The sequence below is a fragment of the Meiothermus taiwanensis WR-220 genome (genome assembly GCF_003568585.1).
GTDB classification, from domain to species: domain Bacteria; phylum Deinococcota; class Deinococci; order Deinococcales; family Thermaceae; genus Meiothermus; species Meiothermus taiwanensis.
The window spans coordinates 375,047-391,851 of sequence record NZ_CP021130.1 but is presented as its reverse complement, the minus strand read 5'-3'; the positions used below and the strand labels follow the sequence as shown (position 1 = coordinate 391,851).

The window sequence follows — 16,805 nt, the reverse complement described above, 5'->3', positions numbered from 1 at the left end:
ACCCCTGTGGATATAATAGCCTCTTGTGTTGATTCGTCTGGGCGAGACCGAGTTTCCCCTGCCCGCAGCACCGCAGGTGCTCGAGGTTGGTTTTGGCGACGGGCGCTTTACCGCCCAGGTGGCCCGCCTGTACCCTGAGTGGCAAATCCTGGGGGTGGAGATTTCGGCAGGCTCGGTGGCCCGGGCCCTCAAGCGCTTGCGGCGTGAGGGCATCACCAACGTGCGGGTTTACCACGGTGCTGCAGGCTTTGCCCTGCGCAACCTGGTCGCCCCCCAGAGCCTACAGCGGGTTTATGTCAATTTTCCCGATCCCTGGCCCAAGTCCAAGCACCAGGAAAACCGCCTTTTGCAGCAGAGCTTCTTTCGACGCCTTTCCACCCGCCTGGCCGCAGGGGGCGAGCTGCTCCTCACCACCGATCACGAGGAGTACTGGAGGTTCGCCCAGGCCGAGGGCCGGGCCAGCGGGCTTTTCGAGATCGAGACCCCCCCGCCCCCCGAACACCACCTCACCACCAAGTACGCACTCAAATGGAAAGCCCAGGGCCGCCAGTTTTATCATGCGGTGTTTCGCAAGATCGCCGAAGACCCCGCCCCCTGGCCGCCCCTTCCGAGGTACCCTATGCCCCATGCCCTGATGTCCGGTACGCTGCCCGAACTTGGAAGCTTCGAGAAAACCGTGGTTCGCTTCGATGGGGGTACGGCGGTGCTGCTCGAGGCCGCCCGCGCCCTTGGCCCTGAAGGCGGCTATTACTTCCACACCCACCTCGAAGAGGAGGATCTCATTCAGGACGTGCTTCTGGAGGTTCGCCCCAGCGCCCACGGCCTGTATGTGGGCATCGGTCGTTTTGGTGCGCCCCTGAGCACCGCGGGGGTCAAAGCTGCGGTGGAGTGGCTGGTGGGCTGGCTCGAGGGTCAGGGACTCCAGGTTGTGCAGCGCTCCTATTAGGAGCTTTGCCGCAAGGCCACATCTATCTTGCAGATATGCTGGGTCAGCCAGCTGGCCAGCGTGGCGTGCAGGGTCTCTAGAGCAGCGACCGTGATGTTCTGCGGCGCATATGCATGGCTAAACTCTGCCCAGAAAGCCAGAAACCTGTCGTGGGCTTCTTTATTTTTTTGCGCTATCTTACAGCCGCGCAAAGTCATACACAGCTCCTCATAGGCAAAGTGGGTGTTCACATACGCATCCAAAAAAATAAACACATGCTCCACCTCCTGGCGATTGAGCTGCCCGGTTCTGCCCTGCTCAATCAGCTGTTCGATGCGATTGATGTACTCAAAAAGGTTCTGGTGCTGGCTATCGGTTCGAGGGTCTCCTACTTCGTATTGTTGGCTCCACTGGATAGGCATACCCACCCCCGCAGCGCATTGTAGGCAGTGGGGGACGGAAAAATGTCCTTTATGGGGTAGACCCTGTACCGAATTGGTTGAACAAAACAAAGCCCAGCAGACCGAACCACAGCAGGAGCAGAATCAAACTACCCCAGCGCTGCCAAAAAGTAACCCTCCTCTCCGGCTCTACAATCTGGGTGGTGAGCACCTCAGGGTCGCTACCGCTCTGCAGTCGCACAGGGCGCCCTTCGCTGGCTTCCAGCGGTAAGGCATAGGGCCTGGGATTCTCAGCCACCTGGCTGCCAATCGTCACCACCACCGCGCTGATGTTGTCGGGGCCTCCCCAGTCGTTGGCCAGCTTCACCAGCTTAACCACCGCCGGCTCAGGGGGATTGGTCAGGATCATCTCGGCCAGCACCCTGTCTTCCAGCACCCCGCTGAGGCCGTCGGAGCAGAGTAAAAACACGTCGCCGGGGCGCACCTTCAAACCCACCAGATCCACCCGCGCACTGGAGAAAGAGCCCAGGGCATTGGTAATCACGTTCCGCCAGCGGTGGTTGCGGGCCTCCTCCTCGCTCAAAAGGCCCTGCCGCACCCGATCGGCCACCCAGGAGTGATCCTGGGTCAGCTGCATTAGCTCGCCGTCGCGCAGCAGATAGGCCCTCGAGTCGCCCACATGGGCGATCAGGGCATAGGGCAGGTCGAGCCAGAGGGTTGTGCAGGTCGTGCCCATCCCCCGCGACTCGGGCTTCTGCCCAGCCAGATAGATGGCCTCGTTGGCCGCCTCGTAGGCCTCCAGCAAGCCTTGGGGCGAGGGCTCCTTATGCCTAAGGATTTCCAATATCTGACTGACGGCCATCTGCGAGGCCACCTCGCCGGTGCGGTGGCCCCCCATACCATCGGCTACGATAAAAATACCGCCGTAGGGCGTTACTAGCTGGGTAACCGCATCCTCGTTGAGGGCCCGCTTGCGCCCCGGGTCGGTCAGGGCCGCTGTGAACACCATGGGTAGGCTGTCGGAGCCCGGCATATAAGGCGCATTATAGGCCACATCCGGGCAGAAGGCGGCCAAAAAATCACAGCGATTCCGCCCCTCTTGCCACCAAGGGCCAGGTGCTACACAGCAGGTTCAGAGCCAGGCCGGGCTCGAGCGCTGGGGCCATCACCCTCCTCATCCCTTTTGTTTTACCCTGTCTAGTGTGAGACAGTTTCAGTTCAGGCTTCCACAGGGCCCCCTGGGGGTGTTGATACTACTGCTGGCGGGAACGGTGGGTTTGTTCCTGGTGCTGTGGCTCCTTACCACCTTGTGGGTGCTGGCGGTGGGCGCAGGCCTGGTGGGGGCGCTGGCCTATGGCTGGCGGCGCCTGGAGGTTCGTTTTCGCCCCAGGCGCTGGCGCAGGTTGCCACAAAAAATCCGCCGCTGGGATGACTAGCTACCAGGCCCCTTTGCTCAGACAGTCGTCGTACAGGGGGCAGCCCAAGCACAGCGGCTTACGGGCCGTGCAGCGGTAGCGGCCAAAAAGAATCAGGGCGTGGTGCACAAACACCCACTTCTCTTTGGGGAAGAGGCGCTCGAGGTCGGCCCCGATCTTCTCGGGGTCTTTCTGTTCCGAAAGCCCTAAGCGCCGGGCCAGCCGGGTCAGGTGGGTGTCCACCGCAATGCCCGGCACCCCAAAGGCCGCCCCCAGCACCACCGTGGCGGTCTTCCAGCCCACCCCCGGCAGCGCGCGCAGCTGGGCCTTGTCTACCGGCACCTCCCCCCCGTACTGCTCCACCAGGCGGCGGGCCAGCAGCACGATGTTCCTGGCCTTGGAGCGGTACAGGCCGATGGTCTTGATGTAGGGCTCCACCTCCTCGGGGGTGGCCTGGGCCAGGGCAAAAGCGTCGGGGTAGCGCTGGAAGAGGGCCGGGGTGGCCTTGTTCACCGAGGCATCGGTGGCCTGGGCCGAGAGCACCGTGGCAATTAGCAGCTCGAAGGGGTTGCGGTGCCATAGCTCGGTGGCGGCCTGCGGGTAGAGCTGCTCCATGACCACCAGAATTCGCGCGGCCCGCTCTTTTTTGGCCTTGAGCGATTCCCTGGGCAGGCGCGGCCCGCTCGAGCCCTGTGCTTTGGCCTTCGAGGTTTTCGGCATCGCTCAGTAGGCCTTGGCGAACAGAATCCGCTGGCCATAGGCGCTGGGCTTACCGCAGCGGATGCAGCTTCCGTGGGCCTCGGGCTCGTCGTAGGGGATGCAGCGGGTGGTGGCGGTGGTCTCGGCCTTGATCTGCTTTTCACAGGCTGCATCGCCGCAGTGGAAGGCCTTCACGAAGCCCTGTTCGACCTTTTCCTTGAACTCGTCGTAGCTGTCCACCGCCCAGGTGTGCGCGTCGCGGAACTCCAGGGCCCGCTGGTACAGGTCGCGCTGGAACTGCTCGAGCCGGGCCGGCAGCAGGCCCGGCAGCTCGGACAGCGGCACGGTTTCCTTACCCCCCAGGCGGCTGGCCAGCACCGCGGTGCCCGCCTCCACATCGCGCGGGCCGAGCTCGAGGCGCAGCGGCACCCCCTTCAGCTCCCACTCGTTGAACTTGTAGCCGGGGCTGTACTGGTCGCGGTCGTCGAGGTGCACCCGGATACCGGCGGCCTTGAGCTCCTGGTAAAGCCGCTCGGTGGCCGGCAGAACCTGCTCACGGGTCTCAGCCTTGTAGATGGGCACGATCACCACCTGGATGGGGGCCAGGCGGGGCGGTAGAATCAGGCCCTTGTCGTCGCCGTGGGTCATCACGATGGCCCCCACCACGCGGGTGGTGAAGCCCCAGGAGGTGGTGTGCACGTACTTGTTCTGCTGGTCTTTATCCTGGAACTGAATGTCGAAGGCCCTGGCAAAGTTCTGGCCCAGGTAGTGCGAGGTGCAGGACTGCAGGGCCTTGCCGTCGCGCATCATGGCCTCGTAGCTGATCGAGTAGACTGCCCCGGCAAACTTCTCCGACTCGGTCTTGGGGCCTTCCCAGCCCGGAATGGCGCACCAGTCGCGCAGCACCGTGGCGTACACCCCGGCCATGCGGCGGGCCTCCTCTTCGGCTTCTTCCTGGGTGGCGTGGGCGGTGTGCCCCTCCTGCCACAAGAACTCGGTGGTGCGCAGGAATAGTTTGGTGCGCAGCTCCCAGCGCACCACGCTGTTCCACTGGTTCAGAAGCTGGGGCAGGTCGCGGTAGGTGCGGATCCACTTGGCCCACATATGCCCGATGATGGTCTCGGAGGTCGGGCGCACCGCCAGGGGTTCTTCCAGGGTTTCGCCGCCGGCCTGGGTGACGATGGCCAGCTCCGGGGCAAAGCCCTCCACGTGCTCGGCTTCCTTCTGCAGAAAACTGATGGGGATGAATAGTGGGAAATAGGCATTCTGGTGGCCGGTCTCCTTGAACATGCGGTCGAGCTCGCGCTGGATGTTCTCCCAGATGGCATAGCCATAGGGCTTGACCACCATGGTGCCGCGCACCGGGCCGTAGTCCACCAGATCGGCTTTGAGCACCACCTCGTTGTACCACTCGTTGAAGTCTTGCGATTGTGGGGTGAGGCCTTTGTCCTTCGCCATACCGACCCATCATAGCCGATGCCACACAATCCGGTGCTGGCAATGAAAATAAAGCTGTAACGAATCCAGTCTCGATGAAACGTCTAAGTAACTGTAGCAGGTTACCCACTCCCTGCACTAAAAGCGCTAGGATAGCAGACGTCCTAAATAAAGGTAGGAGTTACGCAGTTGCCCCTCACCCCTCTACTCGGCTACCCTTTTCTGCAAAGCAAACAGGCCAAGAGGAGTTAGCTGCCATGAACCCCCCAAAGTGCACCGACCTGGACTATATCCACTTCCTCATCGCCGCCCAGAAGGTCTTCACCTGTACCGAGGCCGCCCGCTGCCAACCCGAGGAACCCAGCGCTCCCGCCCACGACGCCTTCACCCGCCTGCTCCAGCGTCAGCCTCCCGACACGGAGGCGCTGTGGCAGGAGGCCAGGGCCGTGGTGGAGCCCACCCGGGGGCTTCTGGTGCTGGACGACACCACCCTGGATAAACCCTACGCCCAGCGGATGGAGCTGGTGACCTACCACTGGAGCGGCAAGCACCAGCGGGTGGTCAAGGGGATCGCCCTCATGACCCTGCTGTGGACGGAGGGCCAGGCCCTCATCCCCTGCGACTTCAGGATTTATGACAAGCCCTGGGAAGGGACGACCAAGAACGAGCACTTTATGGAGATGCTGCGGGTAGCCAAGGGACGGGGGTTTGCTCCAGCGTACGTGCTAATGGATAGCTGGTACGCTTCGCTGGAGAACCTGAAGGAGATTGCTCGCCTGGGCTGGCGCTTCCTCACGCGGCTGAAGGGGAACCGGCAGGTGAACCCGGATAGGGAGGGGCTTCGGCCGGTGAGCGAGGTGGAGATACCGCCGGAGGGGCGGGTGGTGCACCTGAGGGGTTTTGGTCTGGTCAGGGTGTTCCGGACGGTTTCGAAAGACGGGGACGCGGAGCACTGGGCGACCAACGACCTGGGGATGACTGAAGGTCGGCGGGGGGAGTTGGAGCGGGCAGGCTGGGGTATCGAGGTCTACCACCGGGGGCTCAAGGGGTGTTGCGGGGTGGAGCGGGCCCAGGTGAGAAAGAGGGCCTCTATCCTGGGCCACCTTCTTCTGTCCCTACGTGCTTTTCTGAGGCTGGAGGTGTACCGCTTGCGAACGGGGGTGAGTTGGTATGAGTCCAAGGCAAGTATTATTCGCGAGGCGATACGAAGTTACCTGGCCAATCCCATACACATCCTTCACCCAACTGCGTAAGTCCTATAAAGGTCTTCGGGGAAGGGGGTGATTGGGTCAATTATTGACGATTTAAGCAAAGTTCGTGGGGATATAGAAGCTTTGTCGTGCGGATTAGGCCAATAGAAGCTTTGTCTGTGTAAAAGTCCAGAAGGAGTTTATGTGCGAAAGCTACTTTTGTTAGTCGGAGTGGCTGCTCTACTGGCAGCCTGCGGCGGCCCTAGGAGCAGTAAACCCAGCCTCGAGGTCATCGCCGCCCTACCCCCGGCCCCTGCCGGCCCGATGGTGGACGAAACCCCCAGCCGTTGGTTTGTGGAGCTCTCCGGGGGGGCGGTGAGCGATGGCATCAGCTTACAGAGCATCCAGGCCCAGCACGCCGCCTTCCGCCAGGCCGCCCAGGCCGCCGGGGTGAAAATTCTGTTTGCCTACACCCAGCTTTTCAACGGCTTCGCGGTGGAGGTGCCTGGCAAAAACCGCAAACTGCTCTACACCCTGCCCGGGGTAGAGGGCATCTACCCCATCGGCACCTACAAACTCCCCCCGCGTGAAGCGGCCAACCCCGATCTGGCCAGCGCCATCACCCAGACCGGGGCCGATATCGCCCAGAACGACCTGGGCCTGACCGGGCGGGGTGTCAAGGTGGGCATCATCGACTCGGGCATCGACCTCGAGCACCCTGCTTTTGCGGGCCGCATCGTGGACGGCTACGACTTTGTGGGCGACGCCTACGACGCCTCCGATCCCGCTCGATCCACCCCCGTGCCCGACCCCAACCCCGACGACTGCGACGGCCACGGCACCCATGTGGCCGGCATTGTAGGGGGCAAGGACAGCCAGATTACCGGCGTGGCCCCAGGGGTTCAATTCGGGGCCTATAAGGTCTTCGGCTGTGAGGGCTCTACCAGCGACGACGTAATCCTGGCCGCGCTCGAGCGGGCCGAAACCGCCGGCATGGATGTGGTCAATATGAGCCTGGGTTCGCCCTTCGGCTGGAGCGTCCTGGGCAAGGCCATCACCAAAATGGTCAAGCGGGGCACCGTAGTGGTGGCCTCGGCCGGTAACAACGGCAACCTGGGCCTCTTCGCCACCGGCGATCCCGCCGCCACCGAGGGCGTGCTGAGCGTAGCCTCTTTCGACAACATTGCGGTGAATGCCCAGAAAGCTGTGGTTAATGCCACCGGGGCCCCGCTGGGCTACCTGGTCTTAGGCGGGGCCGAAGCACCCCCCACCAGCGGCATTAGCGCCGAGGTGGTCTGGGTGGGGCGGGGTTGCAACGTCGATGCGCTATTGGCCAACCCCAGTGGCAAGGTGGCCCTGATGGAACGCGGGGCCTGCACCTTCAACGAGAAGTACCAAAGGGCTGTGGCCGCTGGAGCGGTGGGCGTGATCATCCACAACAACGCCCCCGGTCTGTTTGCCGGCGGCGGCGTGGTCGGTGTGGCCGGCAAGTTTGGCATTAGCATCTCCCAGGCCGACGGCCTGGCCCTGCGTGCTCTGAGCACCCCCACCACCCTCACCTGGACACCCGACACCACCCTGGTTAGCAACCCCACCGGCAACCTGATCTCCAGCTTTAGCTCCTGGGGTCTGAGCCAGGATCTGAAGTTCAAGCCCGACCTGGGCGCTCCGGGCGGCCTGATCCGCTCAGCAGTTCCGCTGGAGCAGGGCGGCTACGCCATTCTGAGCGGCACCTCGATGTCGGCTCCGCACGTGGCCGGTGCGGTGGCACTGCTGCTGGAAGGCAACCCGGCCTTCTGGGGCCCGCAAAAACCCAGCGAGGTGCGCAAGTACCTGCAAAACACCGCCATGCCCAAGCTCTTCGCCCTGGCCCCGAGCAGTGGCCTGCCCGAGACCAGTTACCGCCAAGGCGCGGGCATGATCGACATCGTGGCAGCGGTGCAGAACCGGGTGACCGTGACCCCCTCGGCCATCTCCTTCGCCGAGAAGGCCGGTGCCCATACCGAGCGGCTGGTGCTCAAAAACCGCAGCAACGTACCCCTCATCTACAAACCCGTTCACCTCCCCGGCCCCTCGGCCTTCGGCAGCATCTACAGCCCCAGCTTTGCCATTGCCCCAGCCACGGTGAACTTTAGCCACACCCAGATCACCGTACCGGCCCGGGGCGAGGCCGTGCTTACGGTCACCATCACCCCACCGGCAGGCCTGCCCAGCAAAGGCCTGTTCGGCGGTTATGTGCTCTTGCAGCCAGTGGGCGCGGGCATCATGATGAACGTGCCCTACGTGGGTATGCAAGGCGGCTACCAGGCCGTGCAAATTCTGACCCCGGCCTCTGCCGGCTTCCCCTTGCTCGGCAGGCTTAACGCCGCCGGCACCGGCTACGACATCCTTCCCAGCGGCGGCACCTTCACCCTGCAGGGCAACGACGTTCCGGTGATTCTGGCCCACTTCGAGCACGGGGCCCAGGCCTACGAGATGGTGATCCTGAACGCGGCCACCAACACCCCCATCCATCCCAAGTTCAACCGGGCCGACTACGGTGAGTACCTCCCGCGCAACTCGAGCGCCAATGGTTTCTTCGCCATTGCCTGGGACGGCACCCGTATCACCAAGTACGCCCGGGAAGATATCTACGGCAACAAGATACCGGTACCCAGCGAGTTCCAGGCGGTGCCCAACGGGCAGTACAAGCTGCAGATCCGAGTGCTCAAACCCACCGGCAGGATGAGCAACCCCGCCGACTGGGAGAGCTGGACCTCGCCGGTGATCACCATCGCCCGCCCATAGAAAAGCAAACCCCCTAAAGGCCCGCTTCGGCGGGCCTTTTTCCGTATGCTAGAGCCACATGGAACTGCGCGGCCCCCACATGCTGCTCCGCCCTCCCCGGCTCGAGGACACCGAGGCGCTGTTCGCGCTGATGTCCGACCCGGAGCTCGCCCCGTATGTCTACTGGAACCCCCACCAGAGCCCCGACGAAACCTACCAGTACCTGGAGAGTTTGCAGGCCAAAGAGGGCTTTTTCATCATCGAGGCCGGAGGAAGGCCCGCCGGGGTGATCGGGCTGCACCTGGACTGGCCCAACAAGCTGGGCGAGACCGAGACCTGGCTGGGGCGGCCCTACTGGGGCCGTGGGATTAACACCGAGGCCAAGGTGCTGCTCTTCGATTTTGCCTTTGGGCCCTGGGATCTGCGCCGCATCCAGGCCATTGCCCATGTGCACAACCCCCGCTCGCAGCGGGCGCTGGAAAAACTGGGCTTCCAGCGCGAGGGGCTTCTGCGCCGCTGGCGCTGGATCCGGGGGGAGCCCTGGGATTTTTACATGTACAGCCTGCTGCCCGAGGAGTGGATGTCGAGCCGGCCCCCTATCTTTTACTGAAGGCTCTGCCACTACACCCTTGCAAGGGGCCGGCGCTACAATAGGGCCAAACCCGCTGGAGTCTGTATGCCCTCTGCCTGCTTGTACCTGCTGGACGAGCCCCACGTGCGGCTGGGTGAGGCGCGGCTCGAGCTCACCCCTTCGCGCCCGACCTACCTGCTGGTCTACCTGGCCTGCCAGGGGGCCTGGGTGGAGCGGGAACGCTTGGCCGATCTGCTGTGGCCCGACAGCCCCGAGGAGGAGGCCCGGCACAACCTGCGGGTTAATCTGCACCGGGCCAGAAGCCTGCCCTGGGCCGAGGCCCTCGAGGTCGAGCGCGACCGGCTGCGCTTTGCCGTTCAGACCGATGTGGCTCTGTTCCGCGCCGCGCTGGGCCGGGCCGACTGGGAGGCCGCGGTGAAGCTCCACCGGCGGCCTTTTTTGCAGGGCTTTCCCTGGCATAACACCCCCGCGCTGGAGGACTGGGCCGCCCTCGAGCGCGAAAGCCTGCTGGAGGCCTGGCAGCAGGCCGCCCAGCGCCACGCCGAGACCCTACAACAGGCCCAGCAACATCCGGAGGCCTGCCGGCTTTTAGCGGAAATTCTGCGGTACAACCTGCTGTCGGAGGACGTACTGCAAAACTACCTGCGGGCCGCCTACTTAGCCGGCCAGCGCGAGGCCGCCCTGCGGCTGTACGAGCGCTTTGTGCAGGAGCTCGAGCGCGAACTGGGCCTCGAGCCCATGCGGGCCACCCAGGAGCTGGCCGCCTCCCTGCGGCGGGCCGAACCCCCGCCCATGGCGGCCCCCAAACCCCCGCCCCGGATTCCCCTCGAGGTGCTCAGGCCCCCCCGGCTGGTAGGCCGCGAGGCCGAGCAGGCCCGCCTGCGCCATTCCACCGCCCTGCTCGTCCACGGCGAGCCCGGCATCGGCAAAACCCGCCTGCTGCAGGAAGTCTTCCCCCAGGCCCCCCTGCTGCGCTGCCGCGAGGGGCTGGAAAACCTGCCCTTTTATCCGGTGCTGGACTACCTCAGGCATCACCTGGACACCCTGCCCGACCTGGGCCCCTACCGCGAGGATCTGGCCCGGCTGCTGCCGGAGGCCTACCCCGGCTTTACCCCACCCCCCGCCGAGCCCAGCAGCGCGCGCGCCCGGCTGCTGGAAGCCCTGGCCCGCGCCCTGGCCCCCGCCGGGCGGCTGCTCTTCGACGACCTGCAATGGGCCGACGAGAGCACCCTGGAGCTGCTGCTTTACCTGCACAACCGGGGCCAGGCCTGGGTGGGGGCCTTCCGCACCCACGAGGCCGGGCCTGCCCTGGCCAAGGTGCGGGAGGCCCTGCACAGCAGCGGGGTGGAAGAGCTGGCCCTGGAACCCCTGGAAAACAGCACGGTACAGGCGCTTCTGGCCGACCTGATCGGAACCCCCGAGGGGCCGCCCCTCTTCTCGAGCTGGCTGCACCGCCAGACCGGGGGCAACCCCTTCTTCGCCCTGGAAACCCTTAAGTCGCTGTTCGAGAACGGGGTGTTGCGCGCCGAGGGCGGCCAGTGGCACACCGACCTCGACGAGATCACCCAGGACTACTCGGAGCTGCAAATTCCGCCCAAGGTGGCCGAGGTGGTGCGTCGGCGGGTGGGCCGCCTCTCCGAGGCCGCGCTGCGGGTGGTGCAGGCCGCCAGCGTGGTGGGGGAAGGATTCACCCCGGGGCTGCTGGCGGACGCGACCGGGCTCTCGGAGTGGATGGTGCTGGACGGCCTCGAGCAGGCCGAACAAGCGGGAATACTGGCGGGAACCCGGTTCGTCCACGACGTGTTGCGGCAAAGCGTGTATGGGGCAGTCCCCAGCACCCGCTGCAAAATATTGCACGCTCAGATCGCACGAGCACTCGGCACCCAGGCCGAGGCTGCGGTACTGGCCGAGCACTGGCAGCGAGCCGGGGAGAAGGGTAAAGCGCGTGAACTGTGGCTCGAGGCCATCCACAGCTACCGCCAAAAGGGAATGCAGACGCAGGCTCTGGTGGTGCTGCAGCGGGCTTCCGAGACCCTGGAGGCCAGCGAGGCCGGGCTGCTCAGGGCCGAGGTTCTGCTCGAGCTGGGTCGCTTTGCCGAGGCGCTGGCAGCGGTGCAGGGGGTGAAGCCGCAGGGGCAGACCCTGTACCAGCAGGCCAAGGCCGCCAATATCCAGGCCGAGGCCCACATCGCGCTTGGGCAGGTTGGCGAGGCCGAGAAAACCGTCCAGGTCCTGCGGCTTTTGTTAGACCAACTGGATCAACAAGATCAAGCGGGCGCGATAGTGGATCGCCGCCCCTTCTGGCTCATCGAATCCAAAGTGGCCCACTATCTGGGCCAGGCCGAAGCCGCGGCCCGGTTGCTGGCGCCCCTGGTCGGGGCACCCGCCCGGGACCCTCTGCAGGCCACCATCCTGACCAGCCTGGGGGCCACCTACGACGAGCTGGGCGACCCCGAGCGAGCCTGGCCTATGCACCAGCAGGCCCTAGCGCTGGCCCGGGATCTGGGGGCCAAGCACGTGCAGGTGGACATCTGTCTCAACCTGTTGTGGTCGGCGATAGCTTTGTCCCAGGTGCGGAACGACCCCCGCCCCACCAAGGAAGCCCTGGCGCTGGGCGAGGAAGCCCTAAAGCTGGGGCAGTACGGAGGCAGCGAGGTCTTGCGCAACAACCTGGCCTTCGCCTACGCCGACCTGGGGTGCTGGGAGCTGGCCCGCGAGCACTACGAGTGGCTGGCCCAGCACGCCGCCGACCCCAGCATCCGCTGCATCGCCTGGGCCCAGCTGGTCGCGCTCTACGCCAGGATAAACCTTACCGCACAGGCGGCAGAGGCACTGAACCAGGCCATTGCGAGCGTGGAGCAGACCGACCTGTACATCGCCCACATCCGGGTGCTGATTTCCACCCTCAAGTACGGCAACGAGGCCCAGGTGGCGCAGATGATGCCCTACTTGCGTGACCAGAACATCGAACCCTGGCTGCAAGAAGAGCTCGAGCAGGCTTTAGCCGAACATGCCGCCCGAAACGGTCTGAGACGATAGTGTAATGCTCGCCTTATAAGCTCGGCTCATGGCACCAAAACTTCATCGCAGTTTTGTGGTGCGGGTGTTATACACAGCGCCAGCTCATACCCGGCCTGACCACTCTCCCCGCTTTGTAGTACTCGACCTTAAAACTGGCGAGGAGCGAGCGTTTGCCACCTGGGAGGAGCTGAGGGGGTTTTTGCAACATCGCAGGCCGCGTCGCCTGCGCTGAACGAGGAGGTGCATTATGGGGATTAGGACGATTTTTTTGGTGGTTGGGTTGCTGGTCGGCTGCCTGGCCTGGGGCCAGGGGATGGTGGTGCAGACCGTGGTGTACAAGAACGGCGACCTCGAGCTGCGCGGTTTTCTGTACCGCCCGCCGGGGCCGGGGCCGTTCCCGGCAGTGGTTTACAACCATGGCAGCGAGAAAACCCTGGCCTATATTGACCGGCTGGCGGTGCCTTTTGTGGAGCGGGGGTATGTGTTTTTTGCCCCCAACCGCCGGGGCCACGGGCGCTCCCCCGGCCCCTACATTGTGGATGAGCTGAACCAGCTACGGGGAGCCGAGTGGAGCCGGGCCCTGGTGCGCCTGCACGAGGAGCAGCTCTCCGATCAGCTCGAGGGCGTGGCCTTCCTAAAGGCCCAGCCCTTTGTGGACGCGGCACGGATCGGGGTGTTCGGCTTCTCGTTTGGTGGGATTCAGACCATGCTGGCCGTCGAGCGCGCCGACGCGGGGTACAAGGCCGCGGTGAACTGCGCCGGGGCAGCCCAGACCTGGAACAACTCCCCCGAGCTACGGGCCCGCCTCATCCAGGCCGCCCGGAACGCCGTCATGCCGGTCTTCTTTATCCAGGCCCAAAACGACTACTCCCTGAGCGCCCTCGAGGCCCTCTCGGAGGAGATGCGCAGGGCCGGCAAACCCTTCCAGGCCAGGGTCTTCCCGCCCTTTGGCACCTCTAACCAGGACGGGCACAACTTTTGCTTCCAGGGCCACCCAATTTGGGGGCCCGAGGTGTTTGCCTTCCTGGACGCTGCCCTGCGGTAGCCCAACGGCCCAGCCCACCCTACCCCGCTTCGGCGGGGTTTTTCCTTGAGACGCTGGTGTAACGCTGCTTCGCTACCTTTACCCCAAAGGGAGCCCAAATTCCCAACAAGGCCCTTGGCTTTGGGCGCCCATAAAAAGGAGGTACGTGCGAAGCAGAGCAGACTCTCAGCCAACCTACCCTGGTTCGGGAACCTTCAACCCATCGCCCACCTTGCAACCTCAACAGAGCAACGAGAAAGGAGATCTTATGCGTATTGGAAGCTGGCTTTTATTCATTTTGGGTAACTTGCTGGTAGTAGCCGGGTGTAACAACCCTCCGGCCAACAACCCGCCCGCCACACCCACCGGCCTGGTGGCCATCCCGGGCGATAGGCAGGTCGTACTCAACTGGAACGCCAACACCGAGCCCGACCTCGAGGGCTACACCGTCTACTGGGGTAGCGCCTCGGGTGCGTTGACCAATGTGGAGAATGCCCCACGATCCGCCACCAGCAAGACCATCACCGGCCTGACCAACGGCACCACCTATTTCTTTGTCCTGGAAGCTCTGAATACAGGAGGCCTCAAGTCGGCCAAAACCAATGAAGTGGCCGCAACTCCATTCGAACCCGACAGAACCCCACCCCAAATCGTTTCAACAGTTCCTGCAAACGGAGCCACCCTGGTCGCGCCGGATAGCAACCTCCAGATCAACTTCAGCGAGACCATGGACGTGGGAACGGTTACGGTGACCATCGATCCTAGCTTCGACCTGGGCGACCCCACCTGGAACCCCGGCAACACCCAGGTCAGCTTCGATCCGGCCACCAGCCTGGACAGCGAGACCACCTATACCGTGACGGTAGAGGGCAAAGACCCTGCGGGCAACGCCCTGGTGGGCAGCAAGACCTTCAGCTTCACCACCGTGGGCAGCCCCCCGACGGTCTCGAGCACGGCACCGGCCAATGGCGACACCAACATTCCGGTCAACACCGACATTACTTTCAGCTTCTCCGAAGCCATGGACCGTGCCTCGGTAGAGGGAGCGTTCAGCAGCAGCCCCGCCATCACCTGCGCCTGGAGCTGGACATCCGACAGCAGGCTGGCCACCTGCAACCCCCCCAGCAATCTTAGCTTCAACACCAACTACAGCGTGACCCTGGGTACTGGGGCCAGAGACCAGGCCGGCAACCCGATGAGTGCGCCCTACAACTTCAGCTTCACAACCGCCAGCGCGCCCGATACCACCCCGCCCACCGTAACCGCGCATGTTCCGGCCAACGAGGCTACCGGGATTGCCCGCAACACCAACATCGAGGTCACCTTTTCCGAGCCGATGGATAAAGCATCCACCCAGACCGCCTTCCAGATCACCAGCCCGGCCGGTGTGACAGGAACCTTCAGCTGGCCCAGCAGCAACCGCATGGTCTTTAACCCCAGCAGCGATTTCGCCTATGGTACCAACGTGACCTGGCAAGTAACCACTGCGGCCAAAGACCTGGCGGGCAATACCCTGGCCGCTACGGTAACCCGCACCTTCCGGGTCATCCGGCAGAAAACCGTAGACCTCCTAAGCCAGGCCGCGCTGGACGGGGATGTTTACAACACCGGAGCCGTAAACACTACCTCGAGTTTGCTGTCGGTAGGCGATACTACGGACAACACCTACGTGCGTAGCTTCCTCAGCTTCGACCTCAGCCCCCTGGTGACCGATGGCGCTACCTTCATCAACTCGGCTACCCTCTACGCCTTACAGGGTCCTGATTTTGGAAATCCCTACACCGACCTGGGTGGTAGCGTGCGCGCCGAAAGCGTTTATTATGGCCCCAGCCTGGATACTGCCGACTTCGAGACCCCCGTGCTTACCTACACTTATATCCTAAGCAGCGACGCTACTGCTGGCTGGAAAAGCACCACAGTTACCTCGAAAGTACGCGACGATTACACCAACCGGGCAGCCCGGGGCAACCGCTCTCAGTTCCGCCTGCGCTTCCCTACCAACACCAATGTCGATGGCAGAAGGGATCTAGCTCTTTTCTATAGTGGGGATGCCTCAAGCAATAAACCCTATCTCAGGGTTACTTACGAGTATCCGTGAGTTCAACCCGAATTCATCGCAGAGCCCTGCAAGAGCGGGGTTCTGCATTTTTTGAGGGCAGCGGGCCGGATCTGGTATCGACCTATACCCGTAAGCAGCCCGTTGCCCAAAGAAAAGCCCCGCTTCGGCGGGGTTTTTCCTTGAGACGCTGGTGTAACGCCAGCCTCCTATTCTGCGCTCAGATGCCCAGCAACCCTTATCGCTGAACCAAATGGGCAAAGACCATTCACAAAGGAGGAGCGCATGAAACCCCTAGCTTGGATTTTCGTCGGTCTGCTGGTTGCCGTCCTTGGTGCTTGTGGCAGCACCACCGGCCCAAACCCCAGCAACCCCAACCCCGGCAACCCCAGCAACCCCAACCCCGGTACGCCCAACCCAGGCGCTACCGGCTTCAAAACCGCGGCGGTGCTGCCCGAGGGTTTGAAGAACCTCGAGCAAGAACTCTCGCCCCTGCTGGTGGAGTTGGTTGAGCTGGCCCGCAGCAAGAGCCAGAATGCCGCCACCCTCACCGGCACCCTCACGCAAAGCGGCAACACCTTCACCTATAGCTCCACCCCCACCGACCGCCTGCGGGTGGTCTGGAGCGATGGGGTGGTCTACGAGTTTGTCATCACCCAGTTCCAGGGCAACCTAGCGGGCGGGGCCACCGCTTTCTACAAGGGCAACCACCTGCTGCAGTACAGCGCCCAGCTCAAGCCCGACAACGAGATGGGCCCGGTCAACCTCAGCCTCCGCTCGCAGCGGCAGGGTAGCACCCTCAGTGTGAGCCTGGGTGGGACAGCGGTCTTTGACGGCCAGACCCACACCCTGAACCTGAACTACGCCCAGCAGGTGCTCTCCGACTTTGGCCCCGGTTCCATCCTGTTCCACCACCAGGACACCCTCCAGGGCAGCCTGCAGGGCCCCAGCTTCCAGATTCAGGTGAACGAAACCTACGACTTCCGCCTGGTGGGCAGTGACAGCCTGGTGATGCAGACCATCCGCACCCTCAACAACGCCTGGAGCGAGGGCGGCCAGCAGTTCCGCCTGCAAAACGGCCTGATCAAGCGGGTCTTCCGCGACGGCAACCCCATCGAGCTCGATTTCTGGACAGCCGAGGGTGACCTGCTGCGGGGCAACACGCGGGTAGGGGGTTTTGGACAAGCTTTGACTGGGAACCTGCTCGAGCAGTTTCTGGACACCCCCAGCGGGCGGGTGCGGCTGGGAGTCTTCCGCTTCTGATACGCATTCTGGCAGT

Annotated in this window: 13 protein-coding genes; 9 read left to right on the top strand and 4 right to left on the bottom strand. The window is 63.7% G+C overall.

Annotated elements, in window-relative coordinates; translation table 11 throughout:
• Positions 1–25: 25 nt before the first annotated feature.
• The gene (trmB, locus tag MTAI_RS02030; protein ID WP_027888737.1) at positions 26–946 is read left to right on the top strand and encodes a tRNA (guanine(46)-N(7))-methyltransferase TrmB; all 921 of its coding nucleotides are present in this window, start codon (positions 26–28) and stop codon (positions 944–946) included.
• Here the strand turns inward: trmB and MTAI_RS02025 are convergent.
• Together MTAI_RS02025 and MTAI_RS02020 are read right to left on the bottom strand one after the other, a co-directional pair.
• Positions 943–1,347, bottom strand: a complete 405-nt coding sequence (locus tag MTAI_RS02025; RefSeq protein ID WP_027888738.1) for a bacteriohemerythrin — start codon at positions 1,345–1,347, stop codon at positions 943–945. The two genes, trmB and MTAI_RS02025, sit on opposite strands and share 4 nt — an antisense overlap.
• A 49-nt stretch (positions 1,348–1,396) precedes the next feature.
• Complete coding sequence (locus tag MTAI_RS02020) at positions 1,397–2,359, bottom strand: PP2C family protein-serine/threonine phosphatase (protein ID WP_027888739.1); 963 nt, start codon at positions 2,357–2,359, stop codon at positions 1,397–1,399.
• 169 nt (positions 2,360–2,528) lie between these two features.
• Between MTAI_RS02020 and MTAI_RS02015 the strand changes: the two genes are divergently transcribed.
• Positions 2,529–2,762 (top strand): hypothetical protein, encoded by a 234-nt coding sequence (locus MTAI_RS02015; protein ID WP_027888740.1) that lies wholly within the window; start codon positions 2,529–2,531, stop codon positions 2,760–2,762.
• Here MTAI_RS02015 and nth read toward each other — a convergent pair whose 3' ends face one another.
• Together nth and proS are read right to left on the bottom strand one after the other, a co-directional pair.
• Positions 2,763–3,461, bottom strand: a complete 699-nt coding sequence (gene nth / locus MTAI_RS02010) for an endonuclease III (protein ID WP_043983140.1) — start codon at positions 3,459–3,461, stop codon at positions 2,763–2,765.
• Between the two features lie 3 nt (positions 3,462–3,464).
• Complete coding sequence (proS, locus tag MTAI_RS02005; protein WP_027888742.1) at positions 3,465–4,898, bottom strand: proline--tRNA ligase; 1,434 nt, start codon at positions 4,896–4,898, stop codon at positions 3,465–3,467.
• Between the two features lie 236 nt (positions 4,899–5,134).
• Between proS and MTAI_RS02000 the strand changes: the two genes are divergently transcribed.
• From MTAI_RS02000 to MTAI_RS01970, 7 genes are all read left to right on the top strand, one after another.
• Positions 5,135–6,130 carry an IS701 family transposase gene (locus MTAI_RS02000; protein WP_187388572.1) on the top strand — a complete coding sequence of 332 codons (996 nt, stop codon included), beginning with the start codon at positions 5,135–5,137 and terminating at the stop codon, positions 6,128–6,130.
• Positions 6,131–6,271: 141 nt separating this feature from the next.
• Positions 6,272–8,854, top strand: coding sequence for a S8 family serine peptidase (locus MTAI_RS01995; RefSeq protein WP_027888569.1), 2,583 nt, complete (start codon positions 6,272–6,274; stop codon positions 8,852–8,854).
• A 58-nt stretch (positions 8,855–8,912) separates the two neighbouring features.
• Positions 8,913–9,443, top strand: a complete 531-nt coding sequence (locus MTAI_RS01990) for a GNAT family N-acetyltransferase (protein WP_027888570.1) — start codon at positions 8,913–8,915, stop codon at positions 9,441–9,443.
• A gap of 66 nt (positions 9,444–9,509) precedes the next feature.
• A complete protein-coding gene (locus MTAI_RS01985) occupies positions 9,510–12,464 on the top strand; it encodes an ATP-binding protein (RefSeq protein ID WP_043983289.1) in 2,955 nt (984 codons plus the stop codon).
• Positions 12,465–12,693: 229 nt separating this feature from the next.
• Positions 12,694–13,491, top strand: a complete 798-nt coding sequence (locus MTAI_RS01980; protein ID WP_027888572.1) for an alpha/beta hydrolase family protein — start codon at positions 12,694–12,696, stop codon at positions 13,489–13,491.
• A 247-nt stretch (positions 13,492–13,738) separates the two neighbouring features.
• Positions 13,739–15,568 carry an Ig-like domain-containing protein gene (locus MTAI_RS01975; protein WP_027888573.1) on the top strand — a complete coding sequence of 610 codons (1,830 nt, stop codon included), beginning with the start codon at positions 13,739–13,741 and terminating at the stop codon, positions 15,566–15,568.
• Between the two features lie 243 nt (positions 15,569–15,811).
• Positions 15,812–16,789 carry a hypothetical protein gene (locus tag MTAI_RS01970; protein WP_027888574.1) on the top strand — a complete coding sequence of 326 codons (978 nt, stop codon included), beginning with the start codon at positions 15,812–15,814 and terminating at the stop codon, positions 16,787–16,789.
• The last annotated feature ends 16 nt before the right edge of the window (positions 16,790–16,805 follow it).

Bases quoted from the DNA above. Each gene is read 5' to 3' on its own strand.
- MTAI_RS02025 (WP_027888738.1), bottom strand. From the start codon at position 1,347: ATGCCTATCCAGTGGAGCCAACAATACGAAGTAGGAGACCCTCGAACC.
- MTAI_RS02020 (WP_027888739.1), bottom strand. From the start codon at position 2,359: ATGCCGGGCTCCGACAGCCTACCCATGGTGTTCACAGCGGCCCTGACC.
- nth (WP_043983140.1), bottom strand. From the start codon at position 3,461: ATGCCGAAAACCTCGAAGGCCAAAGCACAGGGCTCGAGCGGGCCGCGC.
- proS (WP_027888742.1), bottom strand. From the start codon at position 4,898: ATGGCGAAGGACAAAGGCCTCACCCCACAATCGCAAGACTTCAACGAG.
- MTAI_RS02000 (WP_187388572.1), top strand. From the start codon at position 5,135: ATGAACCCCCCAAAGTGCACCGACCTGGACTATATCCACTTCCTCATC.
- MTAI_RS01990 (WP_027888570.1), top strand. From the start codon at position 8,913: ATGGAACTGCGCGGCCCCCACATGCTGCTCCGCCCTCCCCGGCTCGAG.
- MTAI_RS01985 (WP_043983289.1), top strand. From the start codon at position 9,510: ATGCCCTCTGCCTGCTTGTACCTGCTGGACGAGCCCCACGTGCGGCTG.
- MTAI_RS01980 (WP_027888572.1), top strand. From the start codon at position 12,694: ATGGGGATTAGGACGATTTTTTTGGTGGTTGGGTTGCTGGTCGGCTGC.
- MTAI_RS01975 (WP_027888573.1), top strand. From the start codon at position 13,739: ATGCGTATTGGAAGCTGGCTTTTATTCATTTTGGGTAACTTGCTGGTA.
- MTAI_RS01970 (WP_027888574.1), top strand. From the start codon at position 15,812: ATGAAACCCCTAGCTTGGATTTTCGTCGGTCTGCTGGTTGCCGTCCTT.